Source organism: Variovorax sp. dw_954 (assembly GCF_018449755.1).
Classification (GTDB): Bacteria; Pseudomonadota; Gammaproteobacteria; order Burkholderiales; family Burkholderiaceae_C; genus Variovorax.
Genome location: NZ_JAAVVD010000014.1, coordinates 130,527 through 154,908, shown reverse-complemented (window position 1 = coordinate 154,908; position 24,382 = coordinate 130,527). Strand labels below are relative to the sequence as shown.

18 protein-coding genes are annotated in these 24,382 nt (G+C 63.4%); 5 read left to right on the top strand and 13 right to left on the bottom strand.

What is annotated here, in order from left to right; all coding sequences use genetic code 11:
* Positions 1-58: 58 nt before the first annotated feature.
* The 10 genes from HB681_RS21715 to HB681_RS21670 all read right to left on the bottom strand — a co-directional run bounded on the left by HB681_RS21715 (position 59) and on the right by HB681_RS21670 (position 11,856).
* Positions 59-3,325: a DUF4157 domain-containing protein gene (locus HB681_RS21715; RefSeq protein WP_213956942.1), complete on the bottom strand. Its 3,267-nt coding sequence runs from the start codon at positions 3,323-3,325 to the stop codon at positions 59-61.
* The gene (locus tag HB681_RS21710) at positions 3,322-3,594 is read right to left on the bottom strand and encodes a hypothetical protein (RefSeq protein ID WP_213956941.1); all 273 of its coding nucleotides are present in this window, start codon (positions 3,592-3,594) and stop codon (positions 3,322-3,324) included. Before HB681_RS21710 ends, HB681_RS21715 begins: the two co-directional genes overlap by 4 nt.
* Entirely contained in the window at positions 3,591-5,579 is a 1,989-nt protein-coding gene (locus HB681_RS21705; RefSeq protein WP_213956940.1) for an ATP-binding protein, read from the bottom strand. The genes HB681_RS21710 and HB681_RS21705 overlap by 4 nt, the downstream gene beginning before the upstream one ends.
* On the bottom strand, positions 5,576-6,850 hold the full coding sequence (locus HB681_RS21700; protein WP_213956939.1) for a DUF4255 domain-containing protein: 1,275 nt from the start codon (positions 6,848-6,850) through the stop codon (positions 5,576-5,578). The genes HB681_RS21705 and HB681_RS21700 overlap by 4 nt, the downstream gene beginning before the upstream one ends.
* A complete protein-coding gene (locus tag HB681_RS21695; RefSeq protein WP_213956938.1) occupies positions 6,847-7,575 on the bottom strand; it encodes a hypothetical protein in 729 nt (242 codons plus the stop codon). The genes HB681_RS21700 and HB681_RS21695 overlap by 4 nt, the downstream gene beginning before the upstream one ends.
* Positions 7,572-8,279, bottom strand: a complete 708-nt coding sequence (locus HB681_RS21690) for a hypothetical protein (protein WP_213956937.1) — start codon at positions 8,277-8,279, stop codon at positions 7,572-7,574. Before HB681_RS21690 ends, HB681_RS21695 begins: the two co-directional genes overlap by 4 nt.
* Positions 8,280-8,324: 45 nt before the next feature.
* A complete protein-coding gene (locus HB681_RS21685; protein ID WP_213956936.1) occupies positions 8,325-8,852 on the bottom strand; it encodes a phage tail protein in 528 nt (175 codons plus the stop codon).
* 14 nt (positions 8,853-8,866) lie between these two features.
* The gene (locus HB681_RS38795) at positions 8,867-10,429 is read right to left on the bottom strand and encodes a phage tail sheath subtilisin-like domain-containing protein (RefSeq protein WP_213956935.1); all 1,563 of its coding nucleotides are present in this window, start codon (positions 10,427-10,429) and stop codon (positions 8,867-8,869) included.
* Positions 10,430-10,637: 208 nt separating this feature from the next.
* Positions 10,638-11,000, bottom strand: coding sequence for a hypothetical protein (locus HB681_RS21675; protein ID WP_213956934.1), 363 nt, complete (start codon positions 10,998-11,000; stop codon positions 10,638-10,640).
* A 106-nt stretch (positions 11,001-11,106) separates the two neighbouring features.
* Positions 11,107-11,856 carry a response regulator transcription factor gene (locus tag HB681_RS21670; RefSeq protein WP_213956933.1) on the bottom strand — a complete coding sequence of 250 codons (750 nt, stop codon included), beginning with the start codon at positions 11,854-11,856 and terminating at the stop codon, positions 11,107-11,109.
* 1,158 nt (positions 11,857-13,014) lie between these two features.
* On the opposite strand from HB681_RS21670, the gene HB681_RS21665 reads away from it, so the two are divergent.
* Both HB681_RS21665 and HB681_RS38235 read left to right on the top strand, forming a co-directional pair.
* Positions 13,015-14,088, top strand: coding sequence for a hypothetical protein (locus HB681_RS21665; protein ID WP_213956932.1), 1,074 nt, complete (start codon positions 13,015-13,017; stop codon positions 14,086-14,088).
* A gap of 51 nt (positions 14,089-14,139) precedes the next feature.
* Positions 14,140-15,435 carry a glucosaminidase domain-containing protein gene (locus HB681_RS38235; RefSeq protein WP_256735037.1) on the top strand — a complete coding sequence of 432 codons (1,296 nt, stop codon included), beginning with the start codon at positions 14,140-14,142 and terminating at the stop codon, positions 15,433-15,435.
* A gap of 113 nt (positions 15,436-15,548) precedes the next feature.
* Here HB681_RS38235 and HB681_RS21655 read toward each other — a convergent pair whose 3' ends face one another.
* Genes HB681_RS21655 through HB681_RS21645 form a run of 3 tightly spaced genes read right to left on the bottom strand, consistent with a single transcriptional unit; the run spans position 15,549 to position 19,846 of the window.
* Positions 15,549-17,030, bottom strand: coding sequence for a hypothetical protein (locus tag HB681_RS21655; RefSeq protein WP_213956931.1), 1,482 nt, complete (start codon positions 17,028-17,030; stop codon positions 15,549-15,551).
* 58 nt (positions 17,031-17,088) lie between these two features.
* Positions 17,089-18,537: a DEAD/DEAH box helicase family protein gene (locus tag HB681_RS21650; RefSeq protein WP_218628274.1), complete on the bottom strand. Its 1,449-nt coding sequence runs from the start codon at positions 18,535-18,537 to the stop codon at positions 17,089-17,091.
* 1 nt (position 18,538) lies between these two features.
* Positions 18,539-19,846: a hypothetical protein gene (locus HB681_RS21645; RefSeq protein ID WP_213956930.1), complete on the bottom strand. Its 1,308-nt coding sequence runs from the start codon at positions 19,844-19,846 to the stop codon at positions 18,539-18,541.
* A gap of 310 nt (positions 19,847-20,156) precedes the next feature.
* Between HB681_RS21645 and HB681_RS21640 the strand changes: the two genes are divergently transcribed.
* From HB681_RS21640 to HB681_RS21630, 3 genes are all read left to right on the top strand, one after another.
* The gene (locus tag HB681_RS21640) at positions 20,157-20,498 is read left to right on the top strand and encodes a hypothetical protein (protein ID WP_213956929.1); all 342 of its coding nucleotides are present in this window, start codon (positions 20,157-20,159) and stop codon (positions 20,496-20,498) included.
* 647 nt (positions 20,499-21,145) lie between these two features.
* On the top strand, positions 21,146-23,083 hold the full coding sequence (locus HB681_RS21635; RefSeq protein ID WP_213956928.1) for a hypothetical protein: 1,938 nt from the start codon (positions 21,146-21,148) through the stop codon (positions 23,081-23,083).
* Positions 23,084-23,104: 21 nt separating this feature from the next.
* Entirely contained in the window at positions 23,105-23,980 is an 876-nt protein-coding gene (locus HB681_RS21630) for a hypothetical protein (protein WP_213956927.1), read from the top strand.
* Positions 23,981-24,382 lie beyond the last annotated feature (402 nt).

The following is a 24,382-nucleotide window of genomic DNA, read 5'->3' as shown; positions in this document are numbered from 1 at the left end:
GGTCGGGGCGGGGTGGTTCGTGTGTTGGGTGGCGTTTGTGCATGGACGGCTCTCAAGCTCAGGCGGTCGCCTCGACGCTGCCCCTGGGATCGATCACCTCGCCCTTGGGCGTCTTCAGATCGCCCTTCCCGTTCTTCCAGCCGCCACTCCATTCGGCAGGCGTCACCGTCCAGCTGAGTGTCTTCAGCCTGGATTCCGCGGTGACCGGATTGCCTGGCTTCTTCGGGCTATCCGCGTAACTCGCCTTGATCACGAAGTGCACCGCAGCTTTGCCTGTGCTGATCACCTCGATGATCTTCTGCTCGACGCCAGTCTCGGTTCCGTTGTACATCTGCTGGTTGGCCTTGTTGGTGATCGGCATCATGTTCTTCCACACACCCTGCCCACCAAGTCGTTGGCTGAGCATGTGGCCGCGTACGTACCGACGCGCCTTGACGAGGTCGTCACCCAAGTCGGTCCAGATCGGGGGATCGTTGCTCTTGTCGGGTTCGGTGCCGACCGGGTGCTTCAACGTCAGGAACGCATCGGTCTTTTTTCCGGCACCAAATTCGTGAACTTCACTGGAGACGATCTTCGAGTCGGGAATTCCCTTTCCTCCCATCGACGGCAGCGCTGCAATACGAGTCAGCAGGAGGTCGAATTTGTCCGGGCTATCGGCGGCTTTCCCCTTCTTCGAGGGTTCCGGCTTGTCGTCCTTGCTCTCCTCCTTCTTGTGCCAGTGGATCTCCTTTGCAAGTTCGATCAATTCCTTCTTCTGCGTCGGCGTCGCGACGACGTGTTCCTCCAGGAATTTCTGCAGCGTCGATTTCGCGCTCTGCACCATCACCTCTGGATGGTCTTCGCTTCCCTCCAGGAACATCTCGTGCTTTTCATCGCCCAACTTGAAAGGCTTGTGCTCCTTCCACCACTCACTCACACTGGCGACCGCACTCGAGGCGACGCCCTTGGTGGCATCCCAAGCCGCGCGCCCCTTGCTCACCAGCATGCCCACGACCTTGTCGAACGCCGCCTTGACCTTCGCGCGAACGCCCTCGATGACGCCGCGGATGGCGGCCCCGATGCCATCGAGATGCAGGAATCCGGCCAGGAAACCCAGGAGCAGCGGGATGGTGCGCGTCATGGTCTGCTCGATCCAGTTCGCCGCCTTCTCGATGTTGCCGTGGGCGATCTCGGACAGCGAATCGACGATGGTCTGGATCAGCGCCGAAAGCTGCTTGGCCTTCTCGATGAAGAACTTGATCGTCTCGTAGATTGCACGGATCGATTCGATCAACCCGGCGACCGGATTGAACAGCGCGACGATCTTCGGCACCGCGATCTTGACGACCTGGCTCATCACCCAATCGCGCACCTTGCCGAGCATCGTGTCGAGCAGGTCGCTCGCGGAATCGACGATCAACTTCCAGGCGGCCCGCAAGCCTCCCGGCCCGGCGAGCGCCTTGACCACGTCCAGCGACTTCTCGAGAAACGCGATCGCCTGCTCGCCGAGCGCGCCGACCAGGCTCTCGCGGAACCTCGCCCAAGTGATCCCGAGGATCGAGAGCACCATGCCGCCGATCGACGCGAGATCGAATTGTTTCGGGATGGCCAGGCCCGGCACCTTGACCGCGCCGAACAGCCATTCGACGAGGCCCTCCTGCAGGTGATTGACGATGTTGCCGCTGAACTGGTTGAAGCCCAGCTTCAGCGCATCCACCAGGTGCCGAAGAAAGGCCACCGGGTCGCTCGCGATGAGACTCAGCGAGGCGCCCGCATTGTGCAGCGTTTTCTTAACCTCCTGGCCGCCGATTGCATCGAGCGCGGAGTCGACCACAAACTCCGCCACCTTGCGGAGCACGTCGCCCGCGAAACTCATCAACTTCTCCAGATGGGGCCGAAGGATCTCCTTGATGAGATCGATGGTCTTGAAAGGATGCCATGCCGAGGCCCCCGCGGCCACCTGCTGCAGCAACTCCTCGAAGTGCGCTTCCGTGAAATGGAGATCGGCGATCTTGCCGCGGATCCAGGCGACGGCCTGCTCGATCGCATTGTTCTGCTTCAACTTCTCGAACGCATCCTTCCCGCCCGGCATCAACTCCAGTACGGCGCCGACCAGCGTGGTTGCATCGCTCGGAGTCTGCTTGCCCGTCAACGGATCCTTGCCGAGGATGAGCGTCATCAGCGTGTAGCCAGGCAGCTTCTGCAATTTAGCGACGACCTCGCCCACGATCGCCGAGAACGGCCCCGTGTCGAACGCGCGCTGCACGCCGCGCGCCGCGCGCCCTGCACCCGCGTGATCCGCCGTCGGCGCGCCGGACTGCTGCACCACATGAGCGAGTTCGTGCGCGAGCAGGTGCCGCCCCTCGCTCGCATGCGGCGCATAACGCCCCTCGGCGAACACGACATCCGCGCCGACCGTGTAGGCCTTGGCACCCAGCGCACGCGCGGATTCAGCCGCGCGACCATCCGTGTGCACGCGCACGGGCGACAGGTCGAAGCCGAGGCGTGACTCCATGAAGGCGCGCGTCTCGGCATCGAGCGGTCGTCCCGGCGACTGCAGCGCGTGATCAACCTCGGGGTGGGCCGCCGACGTCGTGTGTCCCGGATCGATCTTGCGCAGCATCAGGCCTGGCGTCGTCGAGTGCGGACGCGGCATCCCGTGCCCCGTCACGGGGGCGGGCGTGGCCGCTGGCGCGTGCGCGGTTCCAGTCGTGCCCGCCATGCCGGTTGCCGTCTCGGGTGCGGCCTCGCGGGTCGGGGAACGCGCTTCCGCGGACACCTCGCGCTCGCGCAGGTACGCGCCGATGACGGTGCCGGACCAGAGTTCCGATGGCCGCGCGTGGGGCGATCTCCGTCGTTCGCGCGCCGGCCGCGGCGCGTGGCTCGGCGCCGCGGGTGCCTTGGTGCTGCCAGCCGAGGCTGCCGTGGAACCGGTGGCCGAATGGGTGGTCACCGGACGGGCCGCCCCGGCCTGCGCGCCGATGCCCGCTTGATGAAGCGCATCGTCACGGCCTTTCGCGCCGTGCGGCTTCGGGTGACAGGCGGCACCGGACAAGCGCAGGGGTTTGAGCGCCGCTGTGCCTGGCCGGCTGGCCGCGCCACGGTGGCCGGGCGCAACGACCGAACTCGCCGCGTGATCGCTCGCGCCGGCATCCACTTGGCGCCGGACGATGCCGGCACCCGTGGACGAGAACGACCAGCCCGGCACATGTCCGCCGCCGACCACTGCGTCCGCGACGCGGTCCGCCTCGACTTCGAAGCTGTCGCTCGCCCGGCTCACCTGCAGCACGGACGACGCGCGCGAGGCCGATGCGGCCTCGGCAACCCGGGAAATCGCCGCGGTCATCGCCTGGCCTTTCCGGAGGGTGCCCCGGCCGCGGTGCCAATCGCGTGGGCGATGCCCTGGCCGACCGCGCGCGCGCCGGATGTCCCGGACCCGAGCGGCACCCGTCCCAAGCGCAGCACCGGCGTGCGGCGCGACACGGCAGCCCTGTCGCCTGGCCCGGCCAGCACGCGGACGAGCTCGGACTCGAGCGCCGCGACGAGCGCGTCGCGCTGCGTCGGTTCCAGCCCGGACACGACGATGCGGTCGATCGTGACGGTGACGCGGCTCATACCCATCCCCGTATCTCGACTTCCGACAGCGCGCGCTCGGTCTTCGTCGCTTCCATGCGCGTGGCGGCCAGCAGGTGTCCCATGTCCACGGGCCCGCCTGCCTGGGCGGCGATGAACGCCGCGTTGAGCGCGATGTTGCGGATGTTGCCGCCCGCCATGTTCAGCTGCGCGAGCTGCTGGTTCACCAGACCCCGGGTCGGCGTGGCGCGGGGAAACACGCGCGACCAGATGAGCTCACGCTGGCCGACGTCCGGGAACGGGAACTCGATGCAGAAGCGCAGCCGACGCTGGAACGAGCGGTCGAGCGACGACCGCAGGTTGGTGGTCAGGATCGCCAGACCCTGGAACGCCTCCATGCGCTGCAGCAGGTAGCCGACCTCGATGTTCGCGAAACGGTCGTGGCTGTCCTTGACCTCGGAGCGCCGGCCGAAGAGCGCGTCCGCCTCGTCGAACAACAGGACAAGGCCGCCGCCGTCGGCCGCATCGAAGATCCGGGCCAGGTTCTTCTCGGTTTCACCGATGTACTTACTGACGACCATCGACAGGTCGACGCGGTAGAGGTCGAGTCCGAGCGCCGTGGCCAGCACTTCCGCCGCGAGTGTCTTGCCAGTGCCGCTCTGGCCGCAGAAGAGCGCGCTGAGCCCGAGCCCGCGCCGCCCCTTGCCGGCGAAGTCCCAGCGTTCGTGCACCGTCATCCGGAGGCGGGCCTGCGAGGCGAGCTGCCTGACGGCATCGAGCTGTTGCGCCGGCAACACCAGATCGTCCCAGCCCGCGACGGGGACGATGCGCTCGGCCAGCCCTTCGAGCGCCGGCCGGGCGGCCGATCGGCACGCGCGCCACAAGCGCTGCGACAGTCTGGCCCGCGCCACTTCGGCTTCGGCTTCGGCGTCGCTGCCAGCCGGTGCCCCGCCCTCAAGCTGCGTCTCGACGCCGCCGTCCGCTTCGGTCTGCGCGAGCACCTGCGCCGCGACGTCGGCGACCGCGTCGGCCGAGAGCCGGAATTGCGCGCAGACGTTGTCGATCGCCTCCGGCACGTGTCCGGCCAGCGGCCCCAGCAACGCCTCCCACAGCCGGCGCTGGCTGCGCGGGCTCGGCTTGTCGACATCGACCTGCTCGACGGCGCGATCGAGATGCAAGGGCGCCCGGCTGGCCACCATCACGACCCCGGGCAGGCGCTCGGCGAGCCGGCGCGCGGCCGGTGTCGGTTGCTCTTTGTTCCACTGGAGCAGCAGGAAGGCCGGTAGCAGCCGGGATTCGCGTGACCAGAGCTGGATGAACAGATCGAGTTCCGCGCCCACCGGCGGATGATCGGCCTGCCTCAGCACGAAGAGCTCGCGGCCCGCACGACGGGCGACCATCGCGGCCACGGCTTCCTGCCCCAACAAGTCGTCGCCGCACAGGTTCAACACGGCCGCGGGCCACGGCGGCGCAGTCGGAAGCTCGAGGCTCTCGACTGCCAGCCGCCAATGCTCCTCGGCCATGCAAGGCGATTCCTGCCTGGGTGACAGAAGGCCCTCGAGCCGCCCGTCGAGACGATTCACGCCGGCTAGGTAATGCAGGACGCGCTCGTCGATGCGCAATTCGGCCTGGGTCACACCGGCGCCGGGCTTCATCTCGACCAGGCGGAAGCGACGCAGCGGCGCGGACGGGGCCAGGGCTCTCCAGTCGGGTGCGTCGAGGACGGACAACGCCAGCGAGAAGGTCACATGGCCTCGATCCGAGTCACCGCCTGCGCGGGCCACGCAGGCCGCGAGCGCCGGGTCCATCTCGACGCCGGCGCACAGCAACAGCACCTGGAGTTCGAACGCATCGAGCTCGAACGCGGATGCCAGCGCGTCGACGGCGGTGGGCGCGCCCGTGTCGTCCGCCGCGGGCAACGGATCGGCCGGGGTCTCGCCAGCGATCCGGCATCGCAGGTCGGCGAAGGCGCGCACGAGTCGCGACTGATTGCGCGCTGCCCAATCGACGGTCTCGCGCGCATTCATACGGTCACCAGCGGGCCTGAGAAGGTCGGCGGCGGCCCCGGGTTGACGCTCACCGCGCTCGGCACGCCGTCCACGATGAGGCGCGCGACCAGCGGCCCGGGCGGCAGCGTCGCCGGGAACACGAAGGACAGCGTGCCCACGCTGCCGGTGAACGGTTCGGCCGCGGCGGTGGCGCCGAAGAACGGCGCGGCGAGCGCGCTGAGCGCGAGCGAGACGTCCTGGCCCGCTCGCACGCTGGGCGAGAAATTGACGGTGACCTGCTTGCCGGCGGCCGTCGCCACGGCGGGTGCGACCTGGGCCGGCAGCGTGGGCGCGATGGCCAGCGACAGGGTGTTGGTCGAGCGCACGACGTCACCGCTCGAGCCTAGGAACTGGCCTTCCACCGTGTAGAAGCCGGCCGGTTGCAGGCTCGCTGGATCGGGGACGAACGTGAACGACGTCCCGGTCTGCGCGGCAAGGTTCGCGGTGAACTGGATGCCCAGTCGATCATTGGCGAGAAGCACCTGACTCAGACCGGCCAAGAACTCACCGGTGACGCCGACGACGTCCGTCGATGCCGCGGCCGGCTGGCCGTTGAGTGCCCGCAGCGTGAGAAGTTGCGCCGGTGCGCCCGGCAGCACCTGGAGGTCACGATTGAGCACGGGCAGCGCGAGCGTCGCGGGGCGCCGCGCCTGGATCAGCACCACCGTCACCGTGAAGGGATACGTGGGGCGGTAATCGGCCTTGAGCGCCGTCCATAGCCAGGCCATCTCTTCTCGTCCAAGCGGCGCCGGCGTGATCTTGATCATCTCGATCTGGTTCTCGAGCCCGGACTGCTGCAAGTAGGGGATCAGCGCGGTGGCCGCCAGCGGCGTCGCGAGATTCGCTAGCGCTGTTGCGACGGTTGCGCGGGCGAGCACTGGCGCGTCGGACAGCATCTGGACCGCGTAGCCCAGCAGCGCCTCGGCCTCCCAGTATTCCGAGGCGTAGACCGTGAGCAGGTAGTGCAGGTCCAGTCCGAGCGGCGGGCTGGACAGGCGGGTACTGCCGTCCGCCCCCGCGGAGGGCAGGTCGACATTGCGCCACGCGGTGTTGTGCGTGACCTGGTGCATGAACAAGTTGACCTGGTTCTGCGGTCCGTCGAGGTGGCCGAGCGTCTGCTGCACCTGGTCCGGGGCGAGGCAGGACACGCCGACGGAGTTCGGGAATGGGCCATTCAGGCCGGCATAGAGGTTCTGCAACTGGTACTGCAGAACCGCCGTCACGCCGGCGATGGCCAGCCCAGTCGTCATCGGCTGCCTCGCGCACGCGACGTCAGGTAGTCGTCCAGGCTCTGGGCACGTCGCGGCGCGGGTGCCGCCACCTGTGGCTGGCGAACCTCGGGCACCGCGACGACCTCGATGCGGCCGATGCGGATCTCGATGTCGCGCTCCTCGTGCGCCACGCCCCGCGCGGCGATGCTCGCGACATTCACGCTCGCCGCGCGCGCCGCGACCTCGGGCGCGCGCGTGGCCGCAGCTGCGGAATGCGCGCCGGCCATCGATGCGGGCGCGACGACGAGGCTCGGCGGCCGGGCGGGATCCGCGGCGTCCGCGCGGGTGCGCGGTACGTCGTCCTCCCCGCCGAGCTGCGTGCGCGCCCGCCCGCGCCGCGCCGGTTCGCGGTCCGCTTCGGGCAATCGATTGGCCGGCAGCACGGGCATGAACGGCAAGGGGGGCAGTTCGGCTGTCGCGTGTGCGGGCGATGCGGTCGGCCCCAAGCGATCGCGGGACCGCGATCCGGACATAGCTTCGTTGAATTCGCCCCGCGTGGACCGCACCTCGTCCCGTGGCGGGCGCCTGGAATCGCTCGCTGCCGTTCGCGCCGAGGTTGCCACGATCGACCCCACCGTCGCGCGTTCCTCGAGGTGCTCCTCGGGATCCCGCACGACGACACCGTCCGGCGGCCCCGCCAGCGGCCGCAGGCGCGGACGCTGCGTCCCAGCGCCACTGACGAGGCGCTGGAGGTAGCCCGTCATGCCCACACCATCTCGAGGTAGGCCGCGCGACGCGCAGGCGCCAAGGCCAGGATCTCACCCTCGTTCCAGCCGTAGGCACCGGCGAGTGCATGCACCTCGCGCAGCAGTCGGCGCGCGCGCGCGTCGAGCTCGCTCCACAGGAAGGCGGCGAGATCGAGGTTCTCCCTGAACCCGGAGTGGCACTGAGGACAATCGAAGTCAAGCAGGATCTCGGCGCAGGGGTCGGCCAGCGCGAGTTGCTCGCCGATGCGCTCAAGGTCCGTCTCGCTCCAGGTTCGGTCCTCGGACTCGGGCTCGCTCGGGAGGGCCAGGCGGCAACGCAGCGCGAGGCGCATCGCGGCGTCCTCCGCGTCGACGACGCTGGCGAGATCGCGACTGGTCGGCAGGCGGAACCTCTCGTGCGCGACGGTCACCGTCGCCTCGGACGTCGGCGGCTGCGCCGCGAGCTGCGCGGCGTCGAACGTGAACTCCAGTTGCTCCCGGCACTCGGGACACGTCGTCATTCCTTCGAGCCGCGGCCCGAAGGACACGCACTGCAAGCGCGCGAGCAGCCGGTTTCGATCGCCGATCGGCCAGTCCGCGACGTCCTCGCCGCGCGTCGCCGGGAACGTACGATGGATCGCCAGCAACCCGCGATCGAGCGGATGCAGGCCGCGCCCCGCTTCCCACAGCTCGAGACAAGCGGTCGCATCCATCCGTACCATGTCGGACTCCGGAGTCGCCAGGCGAGCGCTTGCCGCGGCCATGACTCAAGTCGCGACGGAGGTGAGCGTCGTGTCCTTCGGCTCGACCACGGCGGTGTCGCGCTCCCAGCCTTCGTTCTCGAGCTTAATCATCTCGATGGCCACCGCGTTGGCATTGGCGTCGAGGTCGGGCATCGCGTGATACTCCGACACCCAGCAGCGATAGATCTTGTACGCCATCACCAACTGCCCCGCCTCGTTGTAGAACTCGAGGTAGATATCCTTGCGCATGTTGGCGAGCGACACTTCGGAGCCGAGCCCGCTGCCGATGCTCCAGACGCGGCCGGCCCAATCGTGGAAGCTCATGTCCTGGGTGAGGCCGCGCTCCAGCGTGATCGCCTCGTATTTCTGGCGCCCGGGCGATTTGTAGGAGGTCGACTGATCGCCGCCGGAGCGAAATTCCACGACCTCGGTGGTCCGCTTGAGGCTGCTCATCTTGCTGATGGCAGCCACGAACTGTCCGTCCCATTTCAGGCGGAACTTGAAGTTCTTGTACGGATCGAGCCGCTGCGGGTTCGCAGGATATATGGCCATCGTTGCACTCCCGGTCAGGACGTCTGACCTGCGATCTGCTGGATCTGGATCACCACGAATTCCGCGGGATCCAGCGGCGCGAAGCCGACGAGAATGTTCACGACGCCAAGCGCGACGCTCGAGGCCGGGTTGTTCTCGCCGTCGCACTTGACGAAGTACGCCGCCTGCCGCGTCGTGCCCGCGAACGCGCCCTGCAGGAACAGGCCCTGCATGAACGTGCCGACGCTCATGCGGATCTGTCCCCACAGCGGCTCGTCGTTGGGCTCGAAGACGATCCATTGCGTGCCTACGTAGAGGCTGGACTCGATGTACAGCGCCAGCCGGCGTACCGGGACGTACTTCCACTGCGAGCCGAGGGCGTCGGCGCCATCCAGCGTGCGCGCACCCCAGATCACGGTCCCACTGGTGCGGAACGTCCGCAGGCAATTGACCGCGAGGGGGTTGAGGTCGCCCTGCAGCGCATCATTTAGGGAAACTGTCGGCCCGAGGACCTGGCTCAGGCTGGTCGCGATTCCCGCGGGTGCCTTCCAGACGCCGCGGTTCGTGTCGGTCGACGCGTACAGCCCCGCGACGGCGCCGCTGGGCGGGAAGGCGGCGGTGCGCCCGCCCGCGGCCGGATCGGGGGCAAGCACCCACGGAAAGTAGTAGGCGGAGTAGCTGGCATGTGAGGACGCCCCGGCCAGCGGAGTCGTGGCGGCTCCGTTGGTGCCGTAGGGCCCGTTCTGAAGCAATAGCTTTTGGGTGGCAAATTGCGGCGCATCGACGATCAGGAACGCGCGGTTGCTGAAGCAGAAATTCTGCAGGCCGCCCAACGTCGCTTTGTCCGTCTCGCCCGGCACGCACAACAGGTCGAACGTCACCGTGCTTAGTGCGCTGATGGCCGGGCTGGGGGGCATCACCGTCACCAGTGCCTCAAACGCCATGCCAGGATCGCCTGGGTATAACTGCGTGCCGGCGTTGCCGTTGGCAAAGGTCAAATAGTTGGGCGGCGCGTTGGCGGCGGGCGCGAGCGGTGCGATCGGTACCTGCGTTCCGCCGGGAGGGATAAAGGTCAGATAGTCCGAATCGCTGTCGATGACGTTGACGAAGTAGCGCGGATCGGTGGTCGTCACCGACAAGTCGCTATAGCTCTCGAGCGTCGTCATCTGGTTGTTCGGCCCCGCGAGTTGCACAAGCAGGCTGAACCGATTCGCCGAAGCGAGGGTGATCGTCAACTTTAGCGAGTCGCCCCATTGGCCGGGACTGCTCGCCCACAGGGTCACGTTGCCGGTGCCGTCCGGCCAAATGGTGGAGGAGTTCTTGGCGGTAGCGGCATCGAGCACCCTGACGATATATGCCTGCTGTCCCCCGTTCTGGAAGAAATGACTGACCGCGTAGGCGAGGTAGACACCCGTGACGAATCCGCCGTACGTCGCCTGGTATTCCGACATGCTATGGACCATCACGGCCTCGTCGGCCGGCCCCTGCGGCGCCCAGCCGATGAACGCCGCGATGGAAGTCGCCACGCCCGTGATGGTGTGCTGGTTGCTGGGGAGTTCCTGGACATAGACGCCCGGATAGGAAAGGGTTGGTGGCACGTTCGTTCCCTTCAGTGTCGAGCGTGGGCGCGCAAATGCCCCGTGCGGGCGGAAGCCCTGGCCAGCCGGTGCGCCCCTCATTGCGTGCTGCCTACTATTGGCGAGCGAGGCGCCTCGCGCATCCACCGCCCGTGCCGATTGGGATGGACGAAGGATCTAGATCCGTTCCGGCTGGAGGTCTAGATCCGGTGCCTCATGGCGGCGCTGCTCACAGCCGGGCGCAGGCGGCGCGGAAGGCGTCCGCCAGTTCTACGGCCGAGAAGTCCTCCATCGCCCGCAGCACCGGCGCCCCCGCTGCGGTCGTCCAGTAAAGAGTCGCACGGCGGGCGTCCGGGTCGAGGACGAGAACGTGGCTCGAAGGCGAGGTCGCACGAATCGATGCGGCGAGTTCGTCGTGCTCGCGGTCCGTCCCTCCCGCGAGGACGAGCCAGGGCGCAAGGCGTGACAGGCTCGCGGACAGGTCATCGCGGCTCGGCAGGACCGCGACGACGTCCAGCGAAACGACAGCATCGAGCGCGTCGACGACAAAGTCTGCAAGCAATGTGGGAAGGGTCACAACCACCGTGCGCATGTGCGCCACCCGACGAGCCCGGGGGTAACCATGTTGACGCTCGTGACCATCCGTCGCCATCCACCGGAAGGTGGAAAAACGATGGACGACCCGATCGAAGCCGTCGCTAGCGCGGTGGCTGCGTCCGCATCAGTGAGGCGAGCTGGGTACGCCGCTCCAGCTGGAGCTTGAGCAGGGCGTTGTGGACATGGGACTTGGCGGTGGAAACGCCGATGTCCAGCCGTCGCGCGATGTCCTTGTTGCTGAGGCCCTGGCCGATCAGGCGGACGATCTCGAATTCGCGCGACGTCAGCGCGCGAGAGTCGACAGGTGACGGCTGTGACTGACGCTGGCGCGCCACGATCGCGACGCGATGTAGCAAGCCGGCGGCGACCTGCGCCGAACATGCCTGGCGGCCGGCGCGGATGTCCTCGATCAATAGATGCAAGTCGCCCGCGGCGGCCGTGCTCGGGATGTAGCCGTCCACACCGGCTTCGGCCCACGCCAGCACGGCTTCGACGGATTCGCTGATCGCGAACACGACAAGCAGCAGGCGCGGCATGGAGTCGCGCAGGCTGGAGACAACCGAGAGCCAATCGGGCAGGGTCGCGTCCATCAATACCATGTCGGGCCGCTCGCACGGCAGCGCCGCCAGCAGACCGGCGCAGTTCGCGAAAACGCCTGCAATACGGAGACCTTCCTGACGGCTGAGGATCTCGTGCAAGCTGTCGCGAACAAAGCGAACCTCGGACAGGATAGCCAGCACCAGCGTCCCGTCGTCATTGCGCACGTCCCGCTCCGCGGGCATTACGACAGCGCCCGAAGGCAAGCTAGGCGCGCGACGTGCGTCCCCGGCGCCGACATCGATCTTTCTCATGGGATCTTCTTCCGTTGCGGTCAAATTCCCCGCGACGCACGGGCGTCGCAATCTCGCGCCTAGACCCACAAGCAACTCGCGAATAGTTGCCCAAAAGCAAGGACCGTCGAGCGCCAGATGCTACTGCACGATCGCTGATGGGAAAAGTGCGAGCATGCGGTATCTGGCGCGCGATCGCATAGCAGTCTGGGGGGACTTCGCCAGCGCAAGCCGTCGCGATCCAAGGCACGTCAGCGACCGTTCAAGAAATGTGCCAAGAGGTGGACGAGGAAATCCCCAAATTCGAGCACGACCGCGGTGATGGGGGGCCAAGCTACGCCGAGTGGCGCGCGCGTCGACCAAAGCGAGCCGCGCCTTCTCCGAATTCGTGAGTTGCTCGCCTATGGCTCGCCGTCGTGCGATCCCCGCGAAATTCCCAAGCCAAGAAAGCGATATGGCGAAGCCGTTGCTCGGCTCGGATGCCCAGTTTCCTCGTTCCGAGGAGCACTTGGTCGGGCACGTACGCGTACACACACGGGGCACGGTCGGCAAACGCAGATCGCGTTCAATGACCGCCACGAAGACGGCCGCCTTATCAACTACTCGAAGCGAGGCCGCCGGGCCTGGCGGGCTCACACATTTTTCGCACGCTTCCCTCTCGTCCCGCACGCACCCCGATAAATGGACGCACTCCCCATTCTTGATGATGCGGACGGGGGCCCCGGAATGTACAGTTACGACTGCTATCCGGGACAGTGTCAGGTTCCCACCTCCGGTCGTTAAAACGGACGCACCACGCACAATAAGAGGTACCTATGATGTGCGAAGTTCGTGAGCGCCATTTAGTCTCCGCTTTCAGACGTTCACACCTCGGCGTCATTGCCGCCTGCTTCATGATGAGCGCGTGCACGATGCTCGTTGCAGAACCCACGCGGCCTAACATCGCGCCGCGGAAAAGCGGTCTCATCTGGAATGATGCTTACGACTCCCTGGAGTTGGCTCGGACCAACATGCTGGATGGTCAGAGTTCCCTGGATTCCTTCGACAAGTTGACAGTGGGCTTAGTGGGCGTAGGAACCGGCGGCGCTGCCGTGGCTGCTGTTGTCCCTGCAGCCAGTGGATCGCCTGCCAGTAAGTGACAGTTGCGCCGCTCGAACGCCACAACCCAAAGGACCTACCATGCTGACGGTTGCCAATCGTACCGTTTCGTCTACGCGAGCCGCTCGCCATTTCCTAACGCAACGAGGACCCAAGCGATATGCGTGGGGCGGGGCTGGGCTGCTGGCGTTATTTGGTGTCGCACTGCTGATCCTCGTTGTTGGCATCGTGCCAGAGTATGTGGATGTCAGCGGTATAGCGCCTCCGGTCCCTCCAACGCCTGACCAGATCAAGCAGAGCGCCCATCTAGCGCAATTCGCCCGGTTGGCCATTTTTTTCAGCTGCTCTGCTGCTCTCTTTTTTTGGTTCATGTCTGTCGGTGTCGGTGTCACCGGCCAGCGCGCCGGCATCCTGTGGACGTCACGCAATACGTACAGCCTGTCCCGACTGCAGCTGACGCTGTGGACCTGGATTGTCCTGTCCGCGCTGATGACGACGGTGATTTGCCGCATGTACTACCTGTTGCTGCCCAGGGGCACGGGGGGCTTCGCTGGTGCCATGAACGTGGTGATCCCAGCGGAACTGCTGCAGGTCATGGGCATCAGCATTGCTTCTGCAACTTTGACGCCTTTAATTCTTTCCGCGAAATCGCAGCCGAGCCCTTCAATTACTGCGCAGCCGGATGCGGTGTCGACAGCGCAGCTGGACGCCGCGGCAGATCGCATCGGCGCACCGATCCAGGCGCTTGGCAGTGTCATGGTGCGCGACGCAAATTTCCCGCCGTTGTTCATAGACCTATTCCAGGGTGATGAGATCGGCAAGGCCGGTCTCGTCGACATAGGTAAGGTCCAGCAAGCAATCGTGTCTCTGGTGCTGATCGTCGGCTACCTATGCATCTTGATCAACTTGTTCGCCACAGGCGATGCTCAGGCGACACCCAAGGTTGCGGGAACGACCGAGCTACCGCCATTGTCCTCTGCCGTTGTCTACTTGCTGGGGATCAGTCACGCCGGCTACCTTGCCCTGAAGGCGACGCCCGCCCCAACTACCACGACCACCAACGCTGGCGCATTGAGCGGCATGCCAGTGGCTGCCACGCCGCCCAGCACGGTCTTGCCCCGTCCCGCACCACCGAACATTCGTCCCGTGCAGTGATCGGTGTCTCAAAACTTTAACAATCTTCGATAGGTCGGAGCGGAGATAGTGATGCCAACATTCGTCTGCGGTGATCAGCTTCGTCTGAACAAGTACCCCCCGGGGACCGCCACCTGCCTAGTGACGTTTCCTGATGACCTTCCGAGGCAGGTACTGATGCTGACGGCAGGGCACGCCGTGGTGTCAAGCGTTGCGGAACAAGGCAATGTGATTTCCAGTGTCGCAACCGGCGAAGCGATCGGATCGCTGTTTTGCTGGACGAACATCGACGGCAATCCGACTGCCGATGCCGCGCTGATCTGGGTCGATCCTGCCAAGGTGGCGGCGCGGATTCGCGGACTGACGGCACCTACGCTGGTCAACACGCGGCCCGCAGAGGGCGACGTAGTGCGAATCATGCCAGCTCAGGTCGGGGGAGTGCCGCGTCAAGCCAAGATCAGGGCCATCGACCAAGCAGTCGACCTGATGGTAGGTGGTCCAGGGTGGCCTGAGGCACCGACCATCACCTACCAAGGGCAGATCTTCACGGACGACCTCATCAGCGATGCCGGCGATAGCGGCGCGCTGGTGCTGGACTGGCAGGGTCAGGCTGTCGGCATGGTGGTCGCCGGTAGCTTGGAAACAGGGACGGTAATCACGCCCATCACAGCGATCTTTGCCAATCCTGCATGGGGCGGCATGAGGATGGCGCTGTTAAAGGACATCCCCTCAGCACCATTACTCCCCGTCTTGGCGCCCTCCGACAGCATGGTCGGTGGGGCCGCGGATGGGGTCGCGGACAGAGAAGGCACGATTGCTGCGGTCAACGGGATGGCAATGGCCGGTGCCCTCGGCGCACAAGCTCAGGATGCCAAAAACGCGCTGACTGATGTGGTGTTTGAGCCGGCATCACCGGAGGAGTTCATCAGACTCCTCACACCGTCTGCGATAGCCACCATGCGAAATTTCGGTGTTCCCGCGAGCTTCACAATCGCACAGGGGGCGCTAGAGTCCGGATGGGGAAAGTCCAAACTCGCAACCAATGGCAGGAACCTGTTCGGCGTCAAGGCCGACGTCTCCTGGACGGGCGACAAGATCACGATGTACACACGAGAATTTGCCAATGGCGCTCCCGTGATGGTCGAAGCTGTGTGGCGCAAGTACCCGGGCCTACAAGCCTGCCTCGATGATCATGCCAAGTTCTTCCGCGACAACCCGCGTTACAGCGGCTGTTTTCAGTTCAAGGATGGAGAGGGCTTTACAAACGCTGTGGCAGGGGCCGGATATGCAACCGATCCGAATTACGCGAAAAAACTGATCGCGACCATTCGGGCACGTAATCTCGGTCAGCTAGACAAGGCGTTTTAGCCCTCACGACGTGACGCGCTTACGCAGTGCAGCCGCCAACGGACTGAGGGTGAAGCTCCCCTAGTCTAGATTCCTTGACAAAGTTGAATCTGCATTGATTGAGTCAAGTTTTTCTACGCAGCGATGTGGGCTTGGTCGCACCATGAATTGACGGCGTCTTCGGCAGAATGGAACTGCCCCAGGGCTTGCGGCGAACCTGCCGGGGCAGCGGGTACCGGCGGGGCCATTGCGGGGCGCAGGATGCGCGAATACACGCGTGTGTAAAGCAGCGCCGTCCTCAGTCCTTCATTGGTCAGTCGATAGCGGTGGGTCTTCGGCAGTCGCTCGATCAGGCCGTGCAGGCGCAGCCGCCGCAGTTCGTAGCTCATTCGCCCGGGCGAGATCTCGTCGGCACGTTTGCCGAGCAGGACGGCGAACTGCTGGCGCAGGTCCTTGTTGGTGAATCCGCGCGCCACGAACACGAACATCAACACCGCATTGAGAACGGCTTGTGCGTTGGCGTCGCCGAAGCGCAGTGCGGGCGCACGCTGTCCGTCGATCTGACGTGGTCGCTGCAGATGCTGGAACTCTTCGTCCCCCAGCGCACAGTCGTGGCTGATCTGCTCGATCTCCAACAGGCGCCGGTTGGCGGCAAAGCCGATGCGGCGCAACTCGGGCAGGTTCTTCAGCAGTCGCCCCACGCCGAAGTCGCGCGTGTCGTTGATGGTGGTCTCGGTCCTCAAGGCCTGGCCCTCCTTGTGGTACTGCTTGATGCGTGAACGCTTGTAGTCCACATGCAGCGAGGGCGTGACGCCCTCGGTGATCACCCGGGTGCGGAACCGCCCCGGGGTGCGCCGGTTGATCCGGCGATCGAAGATGAGTTGGACTTGGCCGGGCCGCCCGATGTCCAGGTTCTCGCGGATGACCTGCTCGAAGAAGATGCGCCCGGCCACTGGCCGATCGAGCACCTGGGTCAGCGCGAATTCGGCCTGCAGGATCGACAAGCCGTAGCGGTAGCCGGCGGCACGGTCGAACCGGTCAAACGGATGGGGCAGCCGCGCCAGCCATTTGCGCAGCAGCCGGTCGATCTTCTTGTCGTCCAGGCCATCGCAGATGCGCTGCAGGGCGTTGGGGTCGGCGCAGGACAGCACGCCGTTGTCCAACGCCTCGAAGGCAATGCCGCGCTTGCGCAACTGGCACTTGGCATACTCGTTGCCGTTGATGCACAGCTTGGCGTTGTAGGGGAAATAGGAACAGAACTTCAGGAAGAACGGGCCGAAGTCCTGGTCCACGCAATAGAAGTAGAAGTGGTTGACCATCGCCGAGCCGTCCACCACCCACGGGTAGGTCATGCCGGTGGCAGCATTGCGGCGACGCTCGGTGCGCACAACCCGCGCCTTCTCCTGTGCGCGACCGACGTAAAGCACGCCTTCATCGGCGTCGAACTGCTGCAGGTACTGCTGCGTGAGGTCGTCCTTGCGTTGGTGCTTGGAGAAGCTCACCATCTCCACGCGCTGCTCGGCGACAAAGCGCTCGATGTTGGCCACGAACGCGTCGGTCTTCGGTGCCACCCCCGCGGTCGATGCGAAGCGCTGACCCAGGTGGCCACGCATCATTGAGCTTCGAGCTCCAAATATTTCTGGGCCTGACCCAGACGGCTCGACCGGAGCCACCTTACTCCGAAGCAACCGCAAGCGAAACGACCCCCGTATCACTCGTCGGTCTGAGGCGGAGCCTCGTTAGCCGTTGAACAAAGATGCGGCGGCTATGGGTCACGCGCATGAAAACGATCATGTCAACGTCCGGAACATCCACGCCCTCGTTGAACAGATCGCGGGTGGTCACGATGTCGAGATTGCCGCGCCAGAACGCCGCCATGGTCTTGTCGCGGGTGCGCGGGTCCATGTCGCCGGTGATCGCCTCCGCGCGGAAACCAAAGAGCCGCAGCATGGCGGCGAAGGCGCGCGCATGAACCACGGTCGAACAAAAGACGACGCCTGAGCGGCGTCGATCGACCGTGAACGACTCGCGAATAATCTTCGCCGCTTCCTCGTCTCGCGTCGGGATTAATAGCTTTCGGTTGAGTTGCTGCAATGAATAGTTGTGGACCGAGCGATCGCGCACGAACTCCCAATCCACGTTGTCCGCCAGCAAGCGGTAGTCCGCTTCGCAAAGGAATCCGTTGCGAAGACCTTCCGCGATGCCCACGCGAACGACGGGCTGGCCGAGAAGCTGGTCGATATCAAAGCCATCTCCGCGCCATGGGGTCGCGGTCACGCCCCCAAGCATCGGCGCCTTCAGCGCTTTGACGACCGTGCGAAAGCTCTCCGAACCGACGTGGTGGGCCTCATCAACCAGAATCAGCCCGAAGCGCGGCAAGTCGTCAATGCGTGACATGACGCTCTGCACCGTGGCGAACGTTATGCCATCCCAGTAGGAGGGCTCCTCTCCCCCCATCAGACGGTGAGTCGAGATTGATTTTGGCAACTGGTCCCAAAAGGACCGCTGAAGCTGATCCACCAACTCGCGCGTGCCGGCCATCACGAGAACCTTGCCTTCGGGGATCGCGTCGTCGCTGTAGAGCTGAGAAACCACCTCCGCCATGACGACCGTCTTGCCGAGACCGGTCGCGAGAACGACCTGTCCCTTTCCAGTCTCACGTAGCGCGTCCATGAATTGCGCTGTGGCTTCAGCCTGATAGGGCCGAAGCTGGCGACGCGAATGCGAATATTCCGGGGAACGACGCGCCATCTCGATCAACGTCGCAGCGGGTAGCAATTCGACTTTGATGCCCAGCGCGTCCCATTTCTTAACTGCGGCAAATGTCGCTGGCCCGAACGCACGGGAAGCGGCGACAACCATGCGGTCCGCCTCGTAGAAACGCGCCGCCTCGACCACCTGATCAACGGCGTCAGGGGTCGGGTACTGGTTCGATACGAATTTGCATTGAACGACCCAGAGCTGCCCCCCCTTCACTCCGAGCACATCGGCGCCCTTGTCGCCGCTGCCGCCGACCACGCGCACATCCCCGAACCCGTTGGCCACCAGCAGCCGCGCAACATCACGCTCGAACGCTTGCCACGGTCCGTTCAGTAGCCGGCGCGTATCGAGAAATGACTCCATCTCAATCCGCAGCGTCGGGACGGAGCAGTTTCAAGGACAGGCTGGCCCGGATCAAGGCGTCCCGACCGGCTCGTTCGAGGTCCAACGGGGATTGGCTGGCGAGCCATACTGCGTCCGCAAAATACCCGTCATACCGCGCGCGCACGACGCGTCGCGCTTCCTCGGTCACTTCCGGAGAGCCATAGTCGAGTTCAACATAAGGGTCATCCCAGAATCTGCCATCGAGGAACAACTCCGGATGCGCAGCGACGAAATCCCGAATTGTTTGCGGCTCCGCGTAGTTGAGAAACGACCCTGCGGCAATGGCGTCGCGTGGCGCTGCCACCCCGCGCGCGACCATTCTGCGGCCAATGGCCTCACGGGCTGCCGGGCTCAATTCCTCGTAGAGCCGTGCACCCTCGCCATTTGCGAGCTGGCCTTGCAGTGACGCCGCGATGTGTGCCAGTGTGCTGGTTGCCTCGACGATGATTTCCCCTGCGTCAAGGCGCGAATCGGCGCAATAGTCCCTGCGGAAGTCGGCCAGAATCGAGGCAAAAGTTGCGTCCGGGGCCGTCTGGCGGAGAAATTCCATCGTGCGATGCGACAGCTCAATCAGCAACGCATCAAGTGGCGTCATCGTGGTCGAGCGGTACAGGTCGTGTGTGGTGTCCGTCAAGAACGCGTAGGTGCGTGTCGCGACATCGACAAGCGGCAATGCCCAGGGATGACCAGCCCCAAGACCGGGATCGCGGCGATCGACCGCGAACCCCTGTACGTCGTACTCGACCCGATAGGTGGGGTGAACGTACTTTCGCGTCAACTCGAAGATCGGCCTGCGTTCCGGCAGAGGCGCCGGAGCAGACGGGGGAGAAACCGTCGCGCCAGACGAGGGCGGCGGAGCGGGGGCTGCGGGGCCGCCGCCGGTATCCTCATCAAGGAAGCCCGGAGGGATATCAAGCCCCGGTGCGGGTGTGCCGCCGCCCGGCGTGCCGGTGGGTGGAACGCCGAGCGCAGTCGCATCCTGTTCCTCGACAAGCTGCCACCAACGTTCGTCACTCAGATAGTCCGGCTCGTTGTTTTCGAACAGGCCCGCCATTTCGAGCGCACGCTCGTTGTCCTTCACCACGAGAATACGTGACCACAAGCCATTCTTCCCTTGAGGCGAAGTTCGTCGGAACGCTTGAAATAGCCGGAATAGCGGGCTGTTGTTGGCGCCGTAACCCAGTGTCCTCGCTTTGAGCGGTTGCAGTGGACCGTCCCCGCGCACCAAGCGCACCATCTCGGCCCACGCTGGATCGTCGCGCTCAAATCGATCCTTCGTATAGCTCACCCGGCAATGATCAAGATGGATCTCGCCGACGAACCGACCTCGTTTACGCTGGTCATCGGTCGGGTACTCAATTTCCGAGCTTTCGCCCTCTCGCCACTCGAACAGGTCCTTGATGCCCAGTTCGATCTTGCGACCGTTGCGAATGATGTCAAGGCCGTAATCATACGGCCATCACAGCGTCGCGGTCCGCCTCTGGGTCCACGAGCCAATCTTCAACCGGCCCGGTGGCTCACTTCCACTTCGGCGCCGAGTGCTAGCGATGACAATGTCGCCGCTGCGGCCTCTTCGCGCCTGCAAGTAGGGGACTGCCATGCCTTTTGTTGCACCCTCGGCGGCGCGCATGCCGCCTCTAGATTTCCTGTTGGCCGACCAGATCGAACCGCCGAAGCGCATCGCCCGGCACTTGGGCGTGAGCCTGCAGCGCTGGCGCGCCAGCGGCAACGCGCCGCGCGCCGCCTATTTGGCGCTGTGGTTCGAGAGCCGATGGGGCATGGCAGCATTGCACACGCAGGCCTTCAACGAGGCTCAGCACGCCCGCGCCCGGGTTGCCTCGCTGGAGCGCCAGTGCGAGCGGCTGAGAAGGGTCATCCATGCGTATGAAAGCGCCGAGACGCAACCGGCCTCCAACGCGCCGGCCTTTACGGCGATATAGATGGCGGCTATCGCGGCATGCATGCATCCGACAATTTCGGCGGCATCTCCCGCGCGTGTCCGATGGCGTGACGATCCGGACTTGATGAAAGGGCTGCAGTCGCTCTGACCGTTATGTTCCCTTCAGTGCGCGACACGCGATTGCGTCGCCCTGGCCGACGCGACTTCTGCGCGGGCTGGGCACATAACGAGCGACGCCACACAATCCCGCACGACATAGCGACAACTGCCGCCGATGTAGCGCCAAGCCTGTTCACGCAGTCGCGCCACGTCTCTTGACCGTGAATACCGCCGTGTTGCCACGATCGTGGCCATGGTGTCGGCGACGATTCTGCTCTCTAATCACATCCCCAGCCTGACATCAGTACAGTACTGGGGGCGTGCGAAGCACGAGCGACTATTGGAATAGAGGTATTCTGTCAAAAAATAAAAAAGGTACCTTCTTCAATTTAATTCGCGGCACCGAGGAAATTGTGAGATTCGAGTTAAGCCGAATCAAACACCCCTCCGCGGCGCGCCGAGGAACGCGGTAGCGGTAGAAAGAGCCAGTGGCCCGCCGCGACATAGGCGGAACGGCAATTGAAATAGCCGAATCGGACCGGGAATTTCCGGTCGGTGTGTTCTTAGCTTTGAATCGGAGATCAGGCAATGCGAAAACAGAAAGGTCGAATCTTTGTGTCTATCGGCGTTTCGAAGCCACAAGGCGGTCTCGAGGAGTTGCCTGGCGCTATCACTGCTGCAGAACGAATGGCTGCATGGGCGACTGCACAAGGCTATGAAACGTTACTGCTCCACGATGCGGCCTTCCCGGAAATCACTATCAAACTCTTACGCAATAAAATTACTTCGCTCATAAGCGAGGTTACTGATGAATTCGGACTCAAACGACTCGTAATATTTTTTGCCGGCCACGGCGCAGCGCTGGCGATTGGGGATCAGTACTGGATATTAACCCACTGGCAGAAGCGTCCGACTGAGGCAATAAGGGTTTCTTCACTTCAGAGAATGCTGGAATATTACGGGCCGAAGCAGGTTTCTGTCATTGGTGACGCGTGCCAGGAGTTTTCGTCGAAATTCATCGCCCTGCAAGGCAGTCCGGTGCTCGACAAGCCTGACGAGGATCAACATCCCTACGAACTCGACCAATTCTTCGCAGTCGACGTGGGAAAGCAGGCTTTTATGATTAAGGCCAACGGCGACAAGAGGGATTTCTGCCTATTCACTGAAGTCCTCCTCAACGCACTGGAAGGAGATGCCCGGGAATCCTGTTTCGAAGAAATTGCTGGAGAAAAAGTTGTCACCAGCCAATCGCTTGCTCGCTATCTTGACGAAAATGTCTCGCGGGAAGCTGGCAAGTACGGGGTGCGAATGACTCCTCGTCCAAAGCCAGGATTTTATACCGACCGGATATATCTCACAATACCTCCCTCCTCCGGAGAGGTGCCTTTTTCGTCAACCTTCAATTTACCGGTTGAAAAGGGTTCGTCCGGCTTGAGTGCCTTCCGACCAAGTACAGACGAGTTGAGCCAACCGGCCGAACCAAGAAGGAAAGCTAAGCCCCATCCTCGCTCGGTCGGAAAGGCAAAGTTAATAAAGTCCGCTGAACCAAACGGTGCGCTTGACTTCCGAGCCGAGTCGCTCGAAAAGGCTCGTGAAGCTAGCCGCGAAGCGCTTGTTGCTGAGATCGGCAGTGTCCATGTCCGTGATCATTTCGAGACGGGCTGCGGCATCTGTGTCAGCGGCGCAGAGGTCGCCGAGGTGGAGGCCTCTTTTGGGACAGTGTCACCTGTAGACGAACAGCCCAATTGGTTTCGAATCAGATTGCAATCCGGCGATGCTGACAGCTTAGGGTGGAGTGATGTATTGGTAACGCTGGCTGACGGACGTACCGTCTCGGTCTGCGTGATAAACGGATTTGTCACCGCGGTACACATCATTGACGCGGCTTCGGTCAACCTATTCCACCGCCCGCTCGGTGAACCCGGATATCAAGGCTCAGATCATGCCATCGACCTCCTAGCGCAGGCGCACGCTGGCCTGTTGAATCGCGATGCCATTATCAATACAGCAGTCATGCTTCGATGGGAGAAGCACCGCATTATTACCCTTGGCTGCATCGCAGCACAGTTCTATGACGCAATTCGTGATGTGGACAGCCTACGCTCGATGGCAGCCTTCTATGCGATTCACGACCAACCTGTGCCACTCGACATTATCCTCTACGGAGGCGGCAAGATCAGCGAACGCGGAGGCCGTCTCTACGCCGACATTCCGGCGGTCGCCGCACGCCAGCCGCGAACGCACGAAGAAGGGATGCAGCGGTTTCCAAATGAAGAGACACCCCAATTCCTAGGACATCCGATTGCTGGCCGAATACCGTGGATGCGCCAAGCATGGGGAGCCGTCGCAACTGCCAACTGCGATGTAAGTGGAGAGGTCTGGCGAAAGCAGGCCACATTAGCCATGGACTACCTCGCGCCCGGTATGTTTACGGTAGCTCCGCCCGACGGCCGCGATTCTTTTTATAAGTTGGCCCGCATTCATGCCAATAGCGGCGAGTCCGAGCCTTTCCTTACACATTCATGAACCAATGCGGAGAAAAACACCATGCGTATGATTCTTGTTCATGGCATCAACCAACAGGGCAAAAGCGCCCAAGTGATTCTCGATGAGTGGATGCCTACCCTGCGCGCGAGTTGTGCCATGCACGGCGCCGATCCGCTTGACAAGCTTTCTCGCATTGAAGCAGCTTGGTACGGAGACACGCTTGAGCAATTGAGCTCGGCAAAAGTGAAAGGCCAAGCGATCGCGCTGGGCACGGAAGACACGCCAGACGACTTTGATGAATTCTCAGTCGATGCGCTCAAGGAAATGGCGCTGCGCATGGGCGCAACTGAATCGCAAATTGACAGTGAACTTTCGCAGACAGCTGTTGCTCTGGGCGCAGGTTTACACAAGAAATGGCTCAAGGCGATTGCCCGCGTAATAGAAACCATTTCTCCCGCCCGTGGCACGCTCGCCTTACGCGTGCTGGGACAGGCCCATGCCTATATTCGTAATCAACACGTGCATGATGAGGTCAACAAGCTGGTGCGGCCGCTCCTCCTAGACGATGAGCCGTCGATAGTTGTTTCGCATTCGCTTGGGACCATCGTGGCCTTTTCACTGCTGCGGGAATTTGCCAACAGTGGCAACCCGCGGCAATGTCCGCTCTTCGTGACTTTGGGCTCTCCCCTTGGCATCGATAGCGTCCGCAAAGGCTTCATGAAGCCTCGTGTTAAACCTGAAAACGTACAACGCTGGGTCAATGGCGCCGACCCAGAAGACTTTATAGCACTGCGACCCGAACTTACTAGTAGCAATTTCGGTTCAGGGATTGAAAACTATTCCGATCTCGAAAACGGCCATGAAGACCCTCACTCCATCGCCGGGTACCTCAGCGATACACGCATCGCCAAAGCTATCGTAGAGTCAATTTACTGAGCGGCGATTTTCGGCCCCGTTGGCGACTTAAAAGCGCCAGCGCGTCACAAGTAAACGCATGAGCGATGGCGGCACTGGGCCAAGTGTTGAAGCTGAGCAGCAAACTGGTTAGGTGCAAAGCCATCTAGGAGGACAAGACATGGTGCCCGAGCCTGAACTTGATAGTAGCGGAAACCCGAAGCGACCTAGACGGTCCGGAAGGCTACAGGTCGGGCAGCGAGTCTGCGGGGCGGAACGGGCACCCAGCTGAGCAACAGCAGCCAATAAATTTCGGGAATTTTCTTTTCCAACTTGGAGCGAAACTTCCAATAACAATATGCGCCTTTCATTTCGATACGCAGTTGAGTCTATTGATCAAATGGTAACCCGTGGGGCCGGTGTTGAGACTTCGATCCTAAAAAG